This window comes from Stutzerimonas chloritidismutans, assembly GCF_038562055.1.
GTDB lineage: Bacteria > Pseudomonadota > Gammaproteobacteria > Pseudomonadales > Pseudomonadaceae > Stutzerimonas > Stutzerimonas chloritidismutans_A.
In genome coordinates this window covers 202,950-219,828 of sequence record NZ_JBCFXD010000008.1, presented here as the reverse complement: position 1 = coordinate 219,828, position 16,879 = coordinate 202,950, and the positions used below count along the sequence as shown (strand labels likewise).

Here is a 16,879-nt window from a genome sequence, read left to right as displayed (position 1 = left end):
CCCCCCCCCCCGCCCCCCCCTTTTGTGTGTCGCCCTCCAGGCAGCCGGGCCGCCTGGAGATAGGCCTAGTCCAGGCTATCGGGGCTCACTCATCAGCCCTTTGACGATGGACACGCAACCGACCAGCAAGACCACGGTAAACGGCAGGCCGGTGGACACCGCCATGGCCTGCAGCGCCACCAGGCCGCCGCCCAGCAGCAGGGAAATGGCCACCACACCCTGCAGCACCGCCCAGAAAGCCCTCTGCGGCACCGGTGCGTTGACCTTGCCACCGGCGGTAATGGTGTCGATCACCAACGAGCCGGAGTCCGAGGAGGTGACGAAGAACACCACCACCAGCACGATACCGACAAAGGAGCTGATCTGGGTCAGTGGTAGCTCACCGAGCATGGCGAACAGCTTCAGTTCCAGCGCTGCATCCTGTACGCCGGTGAACCCGTCGGTGACGAACTGACCGAGAGCGGTGCCACCGAACGCGGTCATCCAAAGTACTGACACAAGGGAAGGTACCAGCAGCACAGCAATCAGGAACTCGCGCACGGTACGGCCGCGGCTGACACGGGCGATGAACATACCAACGAAGGGCGACCAGCTGATCCACCAGGCCCAATAGAATGCGGTCCAGCCCTGGCTGAAGTTCACGTCCTCGCGGCCAATCGGATTGGACAGCGCTGGCAGGTTGCTCAGGTAACTACCCAGATTGCTGAAGAAGCCCGTCACGATGGCCAGCGTCGGACCAACAATGATGATGAACAGCAACAGCAGCAGCGCCAACACCATGTTGAACTCAGACAGGCGCTTGACCCCCTTGTCCAAGCCCGCCAGCACAGACATCAGCGCGATTGCCGTGATACCGATAACCAGCAGCACTTTGCTCATGTCGGTATTAGGCATGCCGAACAGGAACTCGAGACCGGCGGCCGCTTGCTGGGCGCCCAGCCCCAAGGAGGTCGCCAGGCCGAACAGGGTCGCGAACACGGCGAGGATATCGATGAAATGCCCCGGCCAACCCCACACTCGCTCACCCAGCAGCGGGTAGAAGATCGAGCGAATACTCAGCGGCAGACCTTTGTTGAAAGAGAACAGCGCCAGCGCCAGCGCCACGATCGCGTAGACCGCCCAGGGGTGCAGACCCCAGTGAAAAATCGTGGCGGCCATGCTCAGGCTCGCGGCAGCCTGAGCATCACCTCCGGCAGCGCCCAGCGGAGCCCAATCGGTACGCACGCCATTCTCAACCGTGGCCCCGCCCAAAGCGGTAGAGAAGTGGGACATAGGTTCGGCCACCCCGTAAAACATCAGGCCGATCCCCATACCCGCGGCAAACAGCATGGAGAACCATCCGGTATAGGAATAGTCCGGTGTCGCCTCCCTTCCTCCCAAGCGCACCCTGCCCAGAGGTGAAAGAATCAACCCCACGCACAGCAAGACGAAGATGTTTGCCGAGCCGATGAAAAACCAGGCCATGTTACTGGTCAACCAGTCGCGAAGCGCGGTGAACAGCGGTTCGACCTCACTGCGCAGGGCGAGTGTGACGACCACGAAAAGCACGATGGTCAGGGCCGAGATGATGAACACCTTGCCGTGCACATCGAAAAACTTGCGTTTGATGTTGTCCTGACCGATGACGTAGTCGGTATCGATCAGGTTGGCCGCCCCGGTCGGTGCGGGAATGCTTTCCACGGACGTTGCCGTGGTCTGTCCAGGATTGGTCGCCACCTGCTGTTCTCCTTCTTCTGGGTTGGCACATCGGAAACAAGCACAAAGACGGAGCGCCCCTCTGCTGCACACGAGCTCAGGTACGCGCTTCGCAAGAATCCTAACAGCCGAAGGGTGATACCAAACGGCCAAGACCGGCATCGACGATTCCATAACCGTCATCCGTCGCAGGCAAGCCTTGCCGTTGCCTGGCGGTTGAGGTAACGCCAGGTCGAAGGCCAACCGGCTGGCAACTGCCCTGACAGCACGCCTGCGTGACAGGCAGCCCGGCTGCCGAAGGGCTGGAAGCAATACCGTTTCGTCAGGAAGGCCGTCGCGCCAGCGCTAATAACAGTGCGGGATGGAGCGAGGGCGGGTGAAAGGAACGACAACGCGCTCGCCGACCCCGGATGTCGGCGAGCCGAGCGGCTGGGGATCAGCGCTTGCGATTGACCGTCAATGCGGCGCGGATCACGTCAGCACCGATCTCGCTTTCGTAGGACTGCCAGACCGGCATCATCTTTTCACGCCAGGCTTGGCGCTGCTCGGGCGTCAGGACGATCAGCTTGCTGCTGCCGCTGGCGAGTATTCGGTCGCGGTCGCGCTGGTTCAGCGCGGCGGCCTCCTGATTCACCGCTTGGGTGACCTCGAGAATGATGCCTTCGAGCTCGGAGCGTACTGCAAAGGGCATGCTCATCCAGAACTTCGAGCTGGTCACCAGCATGTAGTTGAGCACCCCGTGATTACTCTCGGTGATGAACGGCTGAACCTTGTGCATGTTCTGGCTGGCGATGTTCGACCAGGGGTTTTCGGCGCCCTGGACCACGCCCGCCTGCAGCGACTTGTAGACCTCGGCGAACGGCAGCACCACCGGCTTGGCACCTACCGCATTGAACTGCGCCTCCAGTACGGCAGAGGGCTGTATGCGAAACGCCAAGCCAGCGGCATCGCCCGGCAGACGCAACGCCTGGGTGGCGGAGAGCTGCTTCAGACCGTTGTTCCAGTAGGCGAGGCCATAGATGCCGGAATTGGCCATGGAGCGCAGCAGGTCACGGCTCGTCTCACGCGACTGGAAGCGCTGGACGGCAGCCTCGTCGTCGAACAGAAACGGTAGGTCGAACACCTGCAGTTTTTTCGTGTACTTGCCAAACTTCGACAGGGACGGTGCGAGGATCTGCACCTCATTGTTCAGCAGCGCCTGCATCTCCTCGGCATCACCGACCAGTGTCGAGTTCGGGTAGACCTCGACCTTGACCTTGCCCGCCAGGCGCTCGTGCACCAGCTTCTGAAACAGCAGCGCACCTTTGCCCTTGGGCGTGTCGTCGGCTACGACGTGAGCGAACTTGATGACGAAAGGCTCTCCTTCGGCCGCCATGACCGAAGCACTCAACCCACACAGGACCGCGACCAACGCAGCAACACAAGACTTGAACATCTGACCCCCAACGGGAATAGCCCGAATCAGCGCCTCGTGAGCACCGCTCGAGTGGTTTATCGACAACGACAAGACCTGACTCACGCAGCAGCGCGGTCCGTCCATTCTTCGGTTTGAGTGGCCAGATCATCTCGACTGCGGCGGTCGGCGCCTGGCCTTTATTGGAATACGGTTGGCGTCGAACCGGACACTGAATGCCCGTGCCAACCGAGGCGGAAAGTCTTGGCCATCACCCTTGATGGCACAAGCACCAGAAAGTCCAACCAGCTCTCAAAACAGCACATCTCACTCATCGGAACGGCCGAACTTTCGATCCGCTGCCCCTTTCTACAGGCAACACCCTCAGCCATCCGGTCAGCCATGAACGAGCTTTCGCCCCCCTCATCGCCGAACCCCACCGTGATCGACTGCCTGATTGTCGGAGGTGGGCCGGGCGGACTGACGGCAGCGCTCTATCTCGCCCGCTTCCGCCGCAGTTGCATGGTCATCGATGCCGGCTCCAGCCGTGCCTCATGGATTCCGCGGTCGCACAACTATCCCGGCTTCCCGCCGGGCATCAACGGTAACGACCTGCTGGCGCGCCTGCGCGAGCAGGCCAAGGGGTATGGCGCGCGGCTCGAGCAAGGCCGGGTCGAGTGCATCGAGCCCCATGCCGATGGCTTCAGCGTGCGTTATGGCGATGCCACCTGCTTGACTCGACGAATCATCCTCGCCACCGGGATTGAGGACACCCTGCCGGACATGCCGGATGTCGAGCGGGCCATCGGTGAGGGCAAGGTCCGGCTGTGTGCGATCTGCGACGGCTACGAGGTCGACGGGGACAATGTCGCCGTCTATGGCGAGGCGGAAAACGCCATCAGCCATGCGGTGTTCCTACGCACCTTCACGGCTCACGTAACAGTGGTGGTGCACGGCGAGCCCGATGCCTGCGACCAAGCTATCGCGTTGGCCGAGCACTATGACATTCGGGTAATCAGCGACCGTGTGGAATCCCTGCATCCTTGCGACACCGGCATCGAGCTGCTGACCTGCAGCGGCGAACGGCACCATTTCGACATCATCTACCCCAGCCTGGGCGCGCGGTTTCGCTCCGACCTGGCGCTGCAGCTGGGCGCCGACTGTGACGAGTGCGGTGGCATCTGGGTGGACGACCACCTGCAAACCAGCCTGCGCGGCCTCTATGCCATCGGCGATGTGACCGTGGGCCTGAAACAGATGACCGTTGCCATCGGCCAGGCAGCGCAGGCGGCGACGGCCGTGCATAACAGCCTCGAAGCCAATCCCTGGGGCGGCACGGAGGCGACTCGTTGAAAAAAACGAGCGCAGCGGCGACTTTTGCAACGGCTCGATTGCAGCGACGGTCTAGGCTGAATAACAAGCCTGTTCGCCACGGAGCCCTCCATGTCACTCAGCGTATTCGACCTGTTCAAGATCGGTATCGGCCCGTCCAGCTCGCATACGGTGGGGCCGATGCGCGCCGCGTTACGTTTTGCCGAGGGGCTCAGACGCGACGACCTGCTTGCGGCAACCGAGCACCTGAAAGTCGAGCTGTACGGCTCTCTCGGTGCCACCGGCAAGGGCCACGGCAGCGACAAGGCCGTTTTACTGGGTCTTGAAGGTGAGCGGCCCGAGGACATCGATACCCGCAGCATCCCCCCGCGCATGGCAGCGATGCGCGAATCCCACGAGCTGCGCCTGCTGGGCGAAAAACTCATTCGATTCGAGACCAGTAACGATCTGCAATTCATCCGTAAGCCACTGGCATTCCACCCCAACGGCATGATCTTTCGCGCCTTCGACGTCGCCGGGCTGCAGTTGCGCAGCCGCGAATACTATTCGGTGGGCGGAGGCTTTGTTGTCGATGAGCAGGCTGCGGGCGATGACCGCATCGTCGAGGACACCACGCCACTGCCCTTTCCCTTTCACAGCGCCAGCGAACTGCTCGAACTGTGCGACACGCATAACCTCTCCATCAGCCAATTGATGCTGGCCAACGAGGCCGCCTGGCGCCCCGAGGCCGAAACACGAGCAGGCCTGCTGAAGATCTGGCAAGTGATGCAGGAGTGCGTACAGGCCGGGTGCAACACCGAAGGGCTAATGCCCGGCGGGCTGAAAGTCGAGCGCCGCGCCGCCGGCCTCTACCGTCAGCTCAGCGAGCACCCCGAAGCCAACCTACGTGACGCGCTCTGTGTACTCGACTGGGTCAACCTCTACGCGCTGGCCGTCAACGAAGAGAACGCCGCGGGCGGCCGTGTGGTGACGGCGCCAACCAACGGCGCGGCCGGAATCATCCCGGCCCTGCTGCACTACTACATGCGCTTCATCCGCGGCGCCAACGAAGACGGCATCGTGCATTTTCTCCTGACCGCAGCGGCCATCGGCATCCTCTACAAGGAAAACGCCTCGATCTCCGGCGCCGAGGTTGGCTGCCAGGGCGAAGTGGGCGTGGCCTGTTCCATGGCGGCTGGCGCCCTCTGCGAAGTACTCGGGGGCACGCCGCAGCAGGTCGAAAACGCCGCTGAAATCGGCATGGAGCACAACCTTGGCCTGACCTGCGACCCGGTCGGCGGGCTGGTTCAGGTGCCCTGCATCGAGCGCAACGCCATGGGCTCGGTCAAGGCGATCAACGCGGCACGCATGGCCTTGCGCGGTAACGGCAAGCACTTCATCTCACTGGACAAGGTGATCCGCACCATGCGCCAGACCGGGGCCGACATGAAAAGCAAATACAAGGAGACCGCTCGCGGTGGGCTGGCGGTGAACATTATCGAGTGCTGATACAGCCACGGCACCAGAACTCAGGCTTCGCGTCGGCAGAAATCACGTTCACAAAAGCCTTATCATCCGTTCGGCGGCGTCATGCCTGACGGATGAATTTCCTCGCCCGGCTGGCTGTCTCCCCCTAGACAACCCGGAACGTCCATACAAACGCAGAGGAATTGATGAGCACCAGCCCTGAGCCATCGACGCCCAAGAACAGCCTTCTGACCCGAAGCACGCTTGAGTTTCCGGTGGTCGGCATCGGCGCCTCGGCGGGTGGCATTCAAGCCCTGATGACCTTCTTCGAGCACATGCCGAACGACTGCGGCATGGCATTCGTGGTGATCATGCACCTCTCACCCAAGCATGAGAGCAATGTCGACAAGATCATTCAGAACGTCACCAAGATGCCGGTGCTACAGGTCACGCAGGCCGTAACAATCGAGCGCAACCATATATACGTGATCCCTCCGGCCCTGGACCTGTTGATGAATGACAGCTACCTGCGCCTGCAGCAACCGGAGCGTGAGCGCGGCCCTCAGGTCGCCATCGACCTGTTTTTTCGCACGCTGGCGGATGTACATCACAACCACGCGATAGGCGTCGTACTATCCGGCAGCGGCGCCGACGGCTCGGTGGGCCTGTCGCGCATCAAGGAACAAGGTGGCGTGACCTTTGCGCAGACGCCGGAAGATGCCGACTATGAGGCCATGCCACGCAACGCCATCGCGACCGGCATGGTCGACATCGTGTTACCGGTGGCGGAGATTCCTCAGCGACTGGTCGGGTTGTCGCAGAATCTCCAAGGCTTGCTCGCCCGGAAGGATCCGCTGTCGCCGCCAAGTGAGATCGAGGAAAAGAACCTTCCTGAAGGCGAGGTCGAATACGCCCAGGCGCATACTCAATCCAAGCCCAACGAACTGGCGCTGCGCGAGATTCTCGCGGCCCTGCGAGCCCGCACCGGCCACGACTTCCGTCATTACAAGCAAGCCACGGTGTTGCGCCGTATCGAGCGGCGCATGCAGGTCAACGCCTTGCGCGATATGTCGAGCTATGCCCGCCATCTGCAAAACCACCCGGAAGAAACTCCCGCACTACTCGCCGACATGCTCATCGGGGTCACCAACTTCTTCCGCGACCGCGACGCCTTCGAAGCACTGGAACGAAATATCATCCCGAACATCATCCAGCGCAAGCTCGGGTCGGAAGAAAAGGCCATCCGCGTCTGGTCGGCGGCCTGTTCCACAGGTGAAGAAGCCTACTCGCTGGGCATGCTGCTAGCCGACCAGGTCGGCAGCAGCGGGGTGAGCGGCGAGATTCAGCTGCAGTTATTCGCCACCGACATTGACGACCGCGCCCTGGACACGGCACGCGCCGGCGTCTACCCGCACGCCATCGTCACCGACGTGCCACCGGACCGGCTACGACGGTATTTCACCAAGGAACAGAACCAGTTCCGCATGCAAAAGGAGTTGCGCGAGCGGATGCTCTTCGCCCGCCACAATATACTGCGCGACCCGCCATTTTCCCGCCTCGACCTGATCTCCTGCCGCAACCTGATGATCTACCTGGACCGGGATATCCAGATGGAAGTGCTGCGTATATTCCACTTCGCGCTCAACCCCGGCGGCTACCTGTTTCTCGGCAGCTCGGAAACCGCTGACGCCTGCAGCCAGCTGTTCACCGCCGTGGACAAGAAGCACCACGTCTACCGCGCGCTGGAAGTCAGTCCAGCGCTGCGCCGCGCACCGACGGCCCCCTTCCAGGGCATCGCTCCAAGCATGCCGGCGCGGCTGCCCTCGAGCGAGCCGTCGCGGCGCAACCGGAAGTTCTCCTTTGCCGATATCCACCGGCGCGCCCTGGAGCAGTACGCGCCACCCAGCGTGATCGCCAATCAGGAAGGCGAGATCGTGCACATGTCTGATCGCGCCGGCAGCTTCCTGCGCTATGTCGGCGGCGAGCCTTCTCTCAACCTGACCACATTGATCCATCCGCAGCTGCGCCTGGAGCTGCGCACCGCGCTGTATCAGGCGACCCACACCGGTAAGAGCATCGAGGCGCGCCGTGTCCGGCTGGAGCGCGAAGGCCGTAACTACTACGTGAACATTGTGGTCCGGCCGTTCCGCGACAACGAGTCGGGCAGTGACTATATGTTGGTGCTGTTCGACGAAGTCGAGGCCTGCATCGAGAGCAGCCTACCGGCCGAAACCGTGACCAAGGACAGCGTCCTGACGCAGCTCGAAGCCGAACTGCAGCACACCAAGGAGCAGTTGCAGGTCACCATGGAGCACTCGGAAACCTCCACCGAGGAGCTGCGCGCCTCCAATGAGGAACTGCAGGCGATCAACGAAGAACTTCGCTCGGCCACCGAGGAGCTGGAAACCAGCAAGGAAGAGCTGCAGGCGATCAACGAGGAGCTGACAACGGTCAATTCCGAGCTCAAGGAAAAGGTCGACGAAACCAGCAAGATCAACGATGACCTGCAGAACCTGATTTCCTCGACTGACATTGCCACCCTGTTTGTCGACCGCCAGATGCGCATCAAATGGTTTACCCCACGCGCGCGCGACATCTTCAACGTCATCAGCGCCGACGCCGGCCGCTCGCTGCTGGACATCACCCATCGCCTCGACTACCCGCAGTTACACGAAAATGCGGCGAGCGCGTTCGAAGGGCTCCAGCTGATCGAGCGCGAGGTCCGCAACCACGACAACAACCGCTGGTACCTGGCGCGCTTCCTGCCCTACAGGACCCAGGAAGATCGCATTCAGGGCGCCGTGCTGACCTTCATCGATATCACCGAACGGCGCCATGCCGAACAGCAGCTCGAGGCTGGTCAGACGCACTTGCGCCAGCTTGCGCAGAGCACCCGCGGCTACGCCATCATCACCTTCGACTGCGACGGTTTGATCACCACATGGAACTGCGGCGCGCAGGACATCTTCGGCTACACCGAGCAGGAAATCATCGGCCAGAGCATAGACCTGGTCTACACCGAAGAGGATCGCCTGGCCGGTGTACCCGAAGCGGAGCGGCAACGCGCCCTGGAACAGGGCCAAGCGGCGGACGAGCGTTGGCATCTGAGACGCGACGGCTCGCGGCGCTTTATCAGTGGGCTGATCAATCCGCTGATCAACCAGGATGGAGCGATCACCGGCCTGACCAAAATTGCCCGCGACCTCACCGAAGAGCGCCAGCAGAACTCGGAGCAGCAAAGCGAGCTGGAGCTGATTCAGGCCGCCAACTTGCAGAAGGATCAATTTTTTGCCGTGCTATCGCATGAACTCAAGCACCCACTGAACCTGATCCAACTGAACACCGATCTGATCGGACGCTCCCAGGTCGCGAAGCACGCTCCGAACCTGCGCAAGGCGATTCAGGCGATCCAGAACGCGGTTCGCAGCCAGTCGCGGATCATCGACGACCTGATGGATGTATCGCGCATCCGCACCGGCAAACTCAAGCTGCAGTTCGCGACCCTGCTGTACGAAGACGTGCTTCGCGGCATCGAAGCGGTGTTCGCGCCATTGGCTCAGACGGAAAATGTCACCTTCGAGGTGTTCAAGCCCGAACAACCGATCTACATCCATGCCGATCCGACCCGCCTGGATCAGATCATCTGGAACCTGCTGAACAATGCCTGGAAATTCACCAAGGGTGGCGACCGCATTTGCGTTCAGCTCGAGCGCGAGGGCGACCAGGCGAGACTTGACGTCATCGACACGGGTGAAGGCATCTCAGCGGACTTCCTCCCCAAGGTATTCGACATGTTCGGGCAAGCTGAAATGCAGCATGCGCAACGCTCCAAACACGGCTTAGGCATCGGCCTGGCGCTGGTCAAGCAGCTGGTCGAAGCACACAACGGGCGCATCGAAGCGTTCTCCGAAGGCATCAATCGCGGCGCGCGCTTCAGCGTTTGGTTACCGATCCACTTGCAGACCGAAATCGAACTCAGCGACCAGGCCAATAACGACGAGATCGGCGGCCTCGCTGGCATCAGCATTCTGCTGGTGGATGATTCCCCCGACATCCTCGAAACCATGTGCGAACTGCTGGAAAGCGAAGGTGCGCAGGTCACCACCGCGAACGGCGGCGCCCTGGGTATCGAGCTGGCCGAACAGACGCCATTCGACGTGATCGTCTCCGACATCGGCATGCCGGAGATCGATGGCCACAAGATGATGACCTCGATTCGCGCCAAAGGCGTTAACAGCAACACGCCAAGCATCGCCCTGACTGGCTACGGCACGCTGCGCGACGTGGAAACAGCCAAAGCCGCCGGTTTCACCCTGCACCTGCGCAAACCGATCGACCTGCAAGCCCTGATCGACGCGGTGACCCAGGCCGTGCACTAGATCCGCCAGGCCACGGCTCGCGGCTCATCCTTGGCGCGAGCCGGCTCGATATCCTGCCGTCAAACGCGACGCCAGTACCTCGCCCCACCCCGGATTCGCTGGCAAGCTGGCTCCTACAGGTCCTTGCTGCGCCGTGGCGGCAATCAGCCCTCCTTGCCGATCCCGTGCTCACGTAACTTGTTGGCGATGGTGGTATGCGAAACCCCTAGCCGCTTGCCCAAGAGCCGGCTGCTGGGATGGCGTTGATACAGCTCCTGCAACACCGCTTTTTCGAAGCGTCCGACGATATTGCCCAGATCGCCCTCCAGCGAAAAATCGCCCAGCGGTGCCGGCGTCCCGTAGTCGGGCAGCCGGATGTGCTCAGGCTTGATCACGCCGCCCTCGCACAGCGAAACCGCTTGGAACAGCGTGTTCTCAAGTTGCCTGACGTTGCCCGGCCAGTGATAGCCGGCCAAACGCTCAAGGGCCGCCGGTGAGAGGCTCGGCAAAGCGCAACCGATCTGCCGGCTGGCCTGGTCAAGAAAGTGCAGCGCCAGCGGCTCCAGCCCGTCCAGGCATTCACGCAGAGGTGGAATGTGCAGCGACAGCACATTGAGGCGGTGATACAGGTCCTGGCGAAACTCGCCCTTGGCGCAGAGTTCGGACAGGTCCAGTTGCGTCGCGCAAATCACCCGCACATCGAGATAGACCTCCTCGTCACTGCCCACCCGTCGAAAGCAGCCGTCCTGCAGAAAGCGCACGAGCTTGGCCTGCAAGCGCGTGCTCATCTCCCCGACGCCGTCGAGGAACAGGGTGCCGCCGGTGGTCAACTCCAGCAGACCGAGCTTGCCTTCCGGGCGTGCCCCTTCAAAGGCGCCAGGGCCGTAGCCGAACAGTTCGGTCTCGGCCATGGATTCCGGCAGGCCGGCGCAATTGAGTGCCATGAACGGCGACTGCCCGCGCGGGCTGGACAGGTGACAGGCGCGCGCCAGCAGTTCCTTGCCGGTGCCGGTCTCGCCCTCGATCAGCAGCGGCGCGTCCAGCGGGGCCATGCGGCGCGCTTCACGGACCACGGCGGCCATCACCTTCGAGCTCTGGAAGATACTGTCGAAGCCGCGCAACTCCTGCTTGCGCACGTTGTAGATACGCTCGCCCACCCGGTCGGCGCGATGCAGCGTCAGCACCGCACCGGCCAGGGCTTCGCTGTCATCGTGCTCCGACTGCAGGGGCGCGATATCAGCGAGAAAGACGTCGCCCTTGATGGTAACGCGCAGGCCGTTGATGCGCGCCTTGTTCGCTCGCACCAGCTCCGGCAGATCGAAATCCTCGGCGTAGCGCGACAGGCTCATGCCCGGCACCTCATCCACGCGAACCCCGAGCAGCTGCGCCGCGGCACGGTTGGCCGCCACGATGGCACCGGCCATGTCGATGGAGAGCACTGGAAACTCCAGCGCGCCGAGCAGCGCATTGAGCTCCAGCGAATGCCGCTCGCTGGGCATCAGGCCGACCTTGCGCACCTCGAACACGCCTTGCAGCGCTTCGATCTTCGGCCGCAGCGCCTGAAGCTGCAGGTTCATCAGGTTGGGGCAGTGCAGGTAGACCGCATTACCGTGCTCACCGCCGACTTCGCCGCGCGCCACGTTGATACCGTAGTCGACCAGCAGTTCGAGCATGTCACGGAGGATGCCAATGCGGTTCTGGCAATGAATCTTGATACGCATGCAAGGGTGCCTTTGGGCTTGTTGTTATAAGCGGCGGCGGACTTTCTGCCGATCACCGTTGATTTTCGTCAAGATTATTTGACAGAAACAACGTCGAGCAAGGTCATATTCGCCCGATCAGACCCTATCGTAATCATTTCGTTACGGGCAGAAGCATCTAGCGTCACCCCTCAAGCCGGCTGCGGCCTCGCCAAGGCACGGATGCCGCGGTCAGATGAGGCATCCATAACAACAAAGACTCAGGCGGCCGCCCCGCTCAGGAGGTCAGATGAAAGCCACGCAATACGTTGCCCGCGAGCCGGACGCGCACGGTCACACCCACTACCCGGACGCTGAACATGCGGTTTGGCAAACACTGATTGAACGTCAGCTGAAACTGCTAGACGGCCGCGCTTGCCAGGAGTATCTGGACGGCATCGAGCAGCTTGCTCTGCCCCACGACCGCATTCCCCAGCTGGGCGAAATCAACCGCGTGCTGGACGCGACCACCGGCTGGCAGGTCGCTCGGGTTCCGGCGTTGATTCCCTTCCAGACCTTTTTCGAGCTGCTCGCCAGCAAGCGCTTCCCGGTCGCGACCTTTATCCGCACCCCGCAAGAACTGGATTACCTGCAGGAGCCTGACGTCTTTCACGAGATCTTTGGCCACTGCCCACTGTTGACCAACCCCTGGTTCGCCGAATTCACCCACACCTATGGCCAACTCGGCCTCAAGGCGACCAAGGAAGAGCGCGTCTACCTGGCGCGGCTGTACTGGATGACCATCGAATTCGGCTTGGTGGAAACTTCAGCCGGACGTCGCATCTATGGCGGCGGCATCCTTTCCTCGCCAAAGGAAACGCTCTACAGCCTTTCCGACGAACCCGAGCACCAGGTGTTCGATGTGGTCGAAGCCATGCGCACGCCCTATCGCATCGACATCCTGCAGCCGGTCTACTTCGTTCTGCCGGAGCTCAAGCGGCTGTTCGACGTGGCCCATGAAGACATCATGGCCCACGTCCGCACCGCCATGAAGCTGGGCCTGCACCAGCCGAAGTTTCCACCTAAAGCGGCGTAGGGTGGATGACGCCGAAGGCTCATCCACGCGTCCATCGTTTCGGATGGCGCTGTTGCTCGACGTCGTGAAGACCGAAGCAGACGCGTGGAAAACGCTTCGCGGTTTTCCACCCTACGCTGCTTAACTCTTATGACTCACCACAAGGACCAAGCCATGACTGCCCTCACCCAAGCCCACTGCGAAGCCTGCCGCGCCGACGCACCCAAGGTGTCCGATGACGAACTGGCCGAGCTGATCAAGCAGATCCCGGACTGGAACATCGAAACCCGCGACGGCCACATGGAGCTGGAGAAGGTCTTCCTGTTCAAGAATTTCAAGCACGCCCTGGCCTTTACCAACGCCGTCGGCGAGATCGCCGAAGCCGAGGGTCATCACCCAGGCCTTCTCACCGAATGGGGCAAGGTCACCGTGACCTGGTGGAGCCACTCGATCAAAGGTCTGCATCGCAACGACTTCATCATGGCCGCGCGCACCGACGAGGTCGCGAAAAACGCCGAGGGTCGCAAGTGAAGCAGTTTGCTGACGTGGCGCGGGTGCCTGGCGACCCGATTCTCGGTCTGCTCGATGCTTATCGGGCCGACCCCAATCCGGCCAAGCTCGACCTAGGTGTCGGCGTCTACAAGGATGCCTTGGGCCTGACGCCGATCCCCAAGGCGGTGAAGCTGGCCGAGCAGCGATTGATCGACAGCGAGCAGACCAAGAGCTACATCGGCGGCCATGGTGATCCGCTGTTCGGTGAGCAGCTGCTGAAACTGGTGCTCGGCGAAGGTTCACCCGCCCTGACCGAGCACCGCGCAGGCTGCACTCAAACCCCGGGCGGCACCGGTGCCCTGCGGCTGGTGGGCGACTTCATCGCCAAGTGCCTGCCGGGTCGCAGCCTCTGGCTCAGCGATCCAACCTGGCCGATCCACGAAACTCTGTTCGCCGCGGCCCGCTTGAAGGTCGAGCATTACCCCTACGTCGACGCGCAGAACAAGCTGGACGTGCCGAGCATGCTCGCCGCGCTGGAGCAAATCCCCAGCGGTGATTTAGTGCTGCTGCACGCTTGCTGCCACAACCCCACCGGCTACGACCTGAGCCGGGACGACTGGCAACAAGTGCTGGACATCGTGCGGCAGCGAGCGCTACTGCCACTGTTCGACTTCGCCTACCAGGGCTTCGGCGACGGCCTGGATGAAGACGCCTGGGCCGTCCGCCTGTTTGTCGAGGCGTTACCCGAGGTGCTGATCACCAGTTCCTGCTCGAAGAACTTCGGCCTGTACCGCGAACGCACCGGTGCGTTGATCGTGGTCGCGGCTGACGGCGAGTCGCTGATCGATGTGCGCAGCCAGTTCGCCTCGGTGGCGCGCAACCTCTGGTCGACACCGCCGTCCCACGGTGCTGCTGTGGTGGCGACGATCCTCGCCAACCCCGAGCTGCGTCAGCTCTGGCAACAGGAAGTCGCCGCCAAACGCGAGCGCATCGCCGGTTTGCGCCAGGGGCTGGTGGAAGCGCTTGCGCCCTATGGGTTAGCTGAACGCTTTGCGCATATCGCGCAACAACGCGGGATGTTCTCCTACACCGGCCTCACCGCCGAGCAGGTGCTGCGCCTGCGGCGCGAGAATGCGGTGTATCTGGTCGAAAGCGGGCGGGCGAATATCGCCGGGCTGGACGCTGCGCGGCTTGATCAGTTGGCGGCGTCCATCGCCCGCGTTATCGGCTGATCACACGCCACTCGCTCGGAGCCTGGAGGCCGGCGGCATGACCAGCCTCTCTCCGGCTCGGATCAACATCGAAGCCTCTCCGCGCTCAAGCGATGCCGCCAACGGAGCGCGGCTAGCTCGCCGCTGCTTTCCACCTATCAAGCTTCTCCCAGAAAGCCTGGAACTCAGACGCCGCCTTTATGTCGTAGCATTTGGCCATCATGCTGGGTCGATTCTGGCCTACCATATAGGCCTGCTATTTATTCCGGTGACTGAGCGGTCCGGTGACGAACGGGCTCTAGCGCAAGCCAGGGTAGCCGCTATCTTCAGCAATAGGTTTTGAACGAGCTCGACCATGATTCATAGCCACACCGTCGGCAACCCTGCTCCACACGAATACGCCTGTCATTCAGCCAGCGAGCACGGGGCCTGCCCCAGCTGCGCGAGTGGCGAGCGTCTCGGCTTTCGCTTCAGCTACGCTTACCAACCGATCGTGGACACTGCCAAGCGCCAGATCTTCGCTCACGAAGCCCTTGTACGAGGCGTGAACGGCGAACCGGCGCCCAGCGTGCTGGCACAGGTGACCGAGGACAACCGCTTCCGCTTCGACCAGGCCTGCCGGGTCAAGGCTATCAAGACCGCGGCCCAGCTCCAGATGCAGAGCAAGCTGTCGATCAACTTCATGCCCAACGCCATCTATCGCCCGGAGCTGTGCATCCGCTCAACGCTGGAAGCTGCCCGCGCGCACAACTTCCCCATCGAGCAGATTATCTTCGAGACGGTCGAAGGCGAGCGCATCAGTGATGCCAAGTGGCTGACCGAGGTCTTCCGTGAGTACCAGCGCATCGGCTTTCTCACCGCCATCGACGACTTTGGCGCCGGCTTTGCCGGGCTCAACCTGCTGGCCGACTTCCAGCCGGACATCATCAAACTCGACATGGACCTGATCCGTGGCATCGACCAAAGCCACTCGCGCCAGGCCATCGTCCGCGGCACGGTGGGCATGTGCAGCGAGCTGGGCATTCAGGTGATCGCCGAGGGCGTGGAAACAGCGGACGAATGCAAGGCCTTGCGCGACCTGGGCATCAGCCTGATGCAGGGCTATCTGTTCAGCAAACCGCTGTTCGAGACCTGCAGCCACGCCGAATCCCTGGCATGGCCGAGCGGACTGTAGAGCTGAACGAGGCTCAGCCGGCCTTCAACAGTTTGAGCAACTCGCGGGCAGCCTCTTCCGAGGACGCTGGGTTCTGGCCTGTGACCAGCAGGCCATCGACCAGCACATAGGACGACCAGTCCGGCCCCTTGCTGTAATCGCCCCCGATCTCCTTGAGTTTGTCTTCCAGCAGAAACGGCACCACGTCGGTGAGCTGCACGCCCTCTTCCTCGGTGTTGGTAAAGCCGGTCACGCGCTTACCTTTGACCAAATACTCACCGTCGACGCCGCGCACCTGTACCAGCGCCGCTGGCGCATGGCAGACCGCCGCCACTGGCTTGCGCGCCTGGATGAAGGATTCGATCAGGGCGATGGAGGTCGCGTTGCCGGTCAGATCCCACAGCGGGCCATGGCCACCGGGGTAGAACACCGTATCGAAGTCCGCTGCCGATACCTCGTCCAGCTTGCGGGTATTAGCCAGCAGCGCCTGGGATTCGGCATCGTTCTTGAAACGCTTGGTCATCTCGGTCTGAGCATCCGGCGCATCACTTTTCGGATCCAGCGGCGGCTGGCCACCCTTGGGTGAGGCCAATACGATCTCAGCGCCGGCATCCTTGAACACGTAGTAAGGGGCGGCGAATTCTTCGAGCCAGAAGCCGGTCGGCTTGCCAGTGTCGCCGAGTTTGTCGTGGGATGTGAGGACGATGAGGATTTTCATGAGGGTCTCCTGTGGTCGGGTGGCCCGAGATTGGCGGGCCTTGGTTTATCTGGACCGTGGGAGGGGGGAATCGGTCAATCGTGACTGCATGCGCACCGTGACGAACCGGGCACGTACTTGGCTGTGATCGAGCGAGAACTTGTTTCACTTCGGGCTCGATGACGGAGCCCATTATCGAGTGGACTGTTGCATTGGTTTCGCCCTGCCGGGCGACTCACTTTTTCCAAACGCGAAAAAAGTAAGCAAAAACGCTTTGCCCCTGCATACGGGTCTCGCTTCGCGAGACTTCCCTCATTCTATCCGCGCTCCGAGGGCCGGCGTACAAGG

The 16,879-nt window shown here is 62.0% G+C and carries 11 protein-coding genes; 7 read left to right on the top strand and 4 right to left on the bottom strand.

The features are described from left to right. Nucleotides 1–75 precede the first annotated feature (75 nt). Both AAGW23_RS14335 and AAGW23_RS14330 read right to left on the bottom strand, forming a co-directional pair. Nucleotides 76–1,716, bottom strand: a complete 1,641-nt coding sequence (locus tag AAGW23_RS14335; RefSeq protein ID WP_342407083.1) for a BCCT family transporter — start codon at nucleotides 1,714–1,716, stop codon at nucleotides 76–78. Between the two features lie 415 nt (nucleotides 1,717–2,131). Continuing rightward, nucleotides 2,132–3,130 carry a TRAP transporter substrate-binding protein gene (locus AAGW23_RS14330; RefSeq protein ID WP_342407082.1) on the bottom strand — a complete coding sequence of 333 codons (999 nt, stop codon included), beginning with the start codon at nucleotides 3,128–3,130 and terminating at the stop codon, nucleotides 2,132–2,134. 360 nt (nucleotides 3,131–3,490) lie between these two features. Between AAGW23_RS14330 and AAGW23_RS14325 the strand changes: the two genes are divergently transcribed. The 3 genes from AAGW23_RS14325 to AAGW23_RS14315 all read left to right on the top strand — a co-directional run bounded on the left by AAGW23_RS14325 (nucleotide 3,491) and on the right by AAGW23_RS14315 (nucleotide 10,245). Beyond that, nucleotides 3,491–4,441, top strand: a complete 951-nt coding sequence (locus AAGW23_RS14325; protein ID WP_342407081.1) for an NAD(P)/FAD-dependent oxidoreductase — start codon at nucleotides 3,491–3,493, stop codon at nucleotides 4,439–4,441. A 90-nt stretch (nucleotides 4,442–4,531) separates the two neighbouring features. Next, entirely contained in the window at nucleotides 4,532–5,908 is a 1,377-nt protein-coding gene (locus AAGW23_RS14320) for an L-serine ammonia-lyase (protein ID WP_342407080.1), read from the top strand. 164 nt (nucleotides 5,909–6,072) lie between these two features. Beyond that, nucleotides 6,073–10,245 (top strand): CheR family methyltransferase, encoded by a 4,173-nt coding sequence (locus tag AAGW23_RS14315; protein WP_342407079.1) that lies wholly within the window; start codon nucleotides 6,073–6,075, stop codon nucleotides 10,243–10,245. A gap of 143 nt (nucleotides 10,246–10,388) precedes the next feature. Here the strand turns inward: AAGW23_RS14315 and AAGW23_RS14310 are convergent, their stop codons facing one another. Further along, on the bottom strand, nucleotides 10,389–11,945 hold the full coding sequence (locus AAGW23_RS14310) for a sigma-54-dependent transcriptional regulator (protein ID WP_200638376.1): 1,557 nt from the start codon (nucleotides 11,943–11,945) through the stop codon (nucleotides 10,389–10,391). A gap of 268 nt (nucleotides 11,946–12,213) precedes the next feature. On the opposite strand from AAGW23_RS14310, the gene phhA reads away from it, so the two are divergent. The 4 genes from phhA to AAGW23_RS14290 all read left to right on the top strand — a co-directional run bounded on the left by phhA (nucleotide 12,214) and on the right by AAGW23_RS14290 (nucleotide 15,855). Then, complete coding sequence (gene phhA / locus AAGW23_RS14305) at nucleotides 12,214–12,999, top strand: phenylalanine 4-monooxygenase (protein WP_342407078.1); 786 nt, start codon at nucleotides 12,214–12,216, stop codon at nucleotides 12,997–12,999. A 153-nt stretch (nucleotides 13,000–13,152) separates the two neighbouring features. After that, nucleotides 13,153–13,509 carry a 4a-hydroxytetrahydrobiopterin dehydratase gene (locus AAGW23_RS14300; protein ID WP_102837853.1) on the top strand — a complete coding sequence of 119 codons (357 nt, stop codon included), beginning with the start codon at nucleotides 13,153–13,155 and terminating at the stop codon, nucleotides 13,507–13,509. Then, nucleotides 13,506–14,702 (top strand): amino acid aminotransferase, encoded by a 1,197-nt coding sequence (locus tag AAGW23_RS14295; RefSeq protein WP_342407077.1) that lies wholly within the window; start codon nucleotides 13,506–13,508, stop codon nucleotides 14,700–14,702. Before AAGW23_RS14300 ends, AAGW23_RS14295 begins: the two co-directional genes overlap by 4 nt. Before the next feature lie 334 nt (nucleotides 14,703–15,036). Beyond that, nucleotides 15,037–15,855, top strand: coding sequence for an EAL domain-containing protein (locus AAGW23_RS14290; protein ID WP_342407076.1), 819 nt, complete (start codon nucleotides 15,037–15,039; stop codon nucleotides 15,853–15,855). 13 nt (nucleotides 15,856–15,868) lie between these two features. Here the strand turns inward: AAGW23_RS14290 and AAGW23_RS14285 are convergent, their stop codons facing one another. Next, a complete protein-coding gene (locus tag AAGW23_RS14285) occupies nucleotides 15,869–16,552 on the bottom strand; it encodes a type 1 glutamine amidotransferase domain-containing protein (RefSeq protein WP_342407075.1) in 684 nt (227 codons plus the stop codon). Nucleotides 16,553–16,879: the final 327 nt, after the last annotated feature.

Excerpts from the sequence above, each read along its gene's own strand:
- AAGW23_RS14330 (WP_342407082.1), bottom strand. The coding sequence starts at position 3,130 with ATGTTCAAGTCTTGTGTTGCTGCGTTGGTCGCGGTCCTGTGTGGGTTG.
- AAGW23_RS14325 (WP_342407081.1), top strand. The coding sequence starts at position 3,491 with ATGAACGAGCTTTCGCCCCCCTCATCGCCGAACCCCACCGTGATCGAC.
- AAGW23_RS14320 (WP_342407080.1), top strand. The coding sequence starts at position 4,532 with ATGTCACTCAGCGTATTCGACCTGTTCAAGATCGGTATCGGCCCGTCC.
- AAGW23_RS14315 (WP_342407079.1), top strand. The coding sequence starts at position 6,073 with ATGAGCACCAGCCCTGAGCCATCGACGCCCAAGAACAGCCTTCTGACC.
- AAGW23_RS14310 (WP_200638376.1), bottom strand. The coding sequence starts at position 11,945 with ATGCGTATCAAGATTCATTGCCAGAACCGCATTGGCATCCTCCGTGAC.
- phhA (WP_342407078.1), top strand. The coding sequence starts at position 12,214 with ATGAAAGCCACGCAATACGTTGCCCGCGAGCCGGACGCGCACGGTCAC.
- AAGW23_RS14300 (WP_102837853.1), top strand. The coding sequence starts at position 13,153 with ATGACTGCCCTCACCCAAGCCCACTGCGAAGCCTGCCGCGCCGACGCA.
- AAGW23_RS14290 (WP_342407076.1), top strand. The coding sequence starts at position 15,037 with ATGATTCATAGCCACACCGTCGGCAACCCTGCTCCACACGAATACGCC.
- AAGW23_RS14285 (WP_342407075.1), bottom strand. The coding sequence starts at position 16,552 with ATGAAAATCCTCATCGTCCTCACATCCCACGACAAACTCGGCGACACT.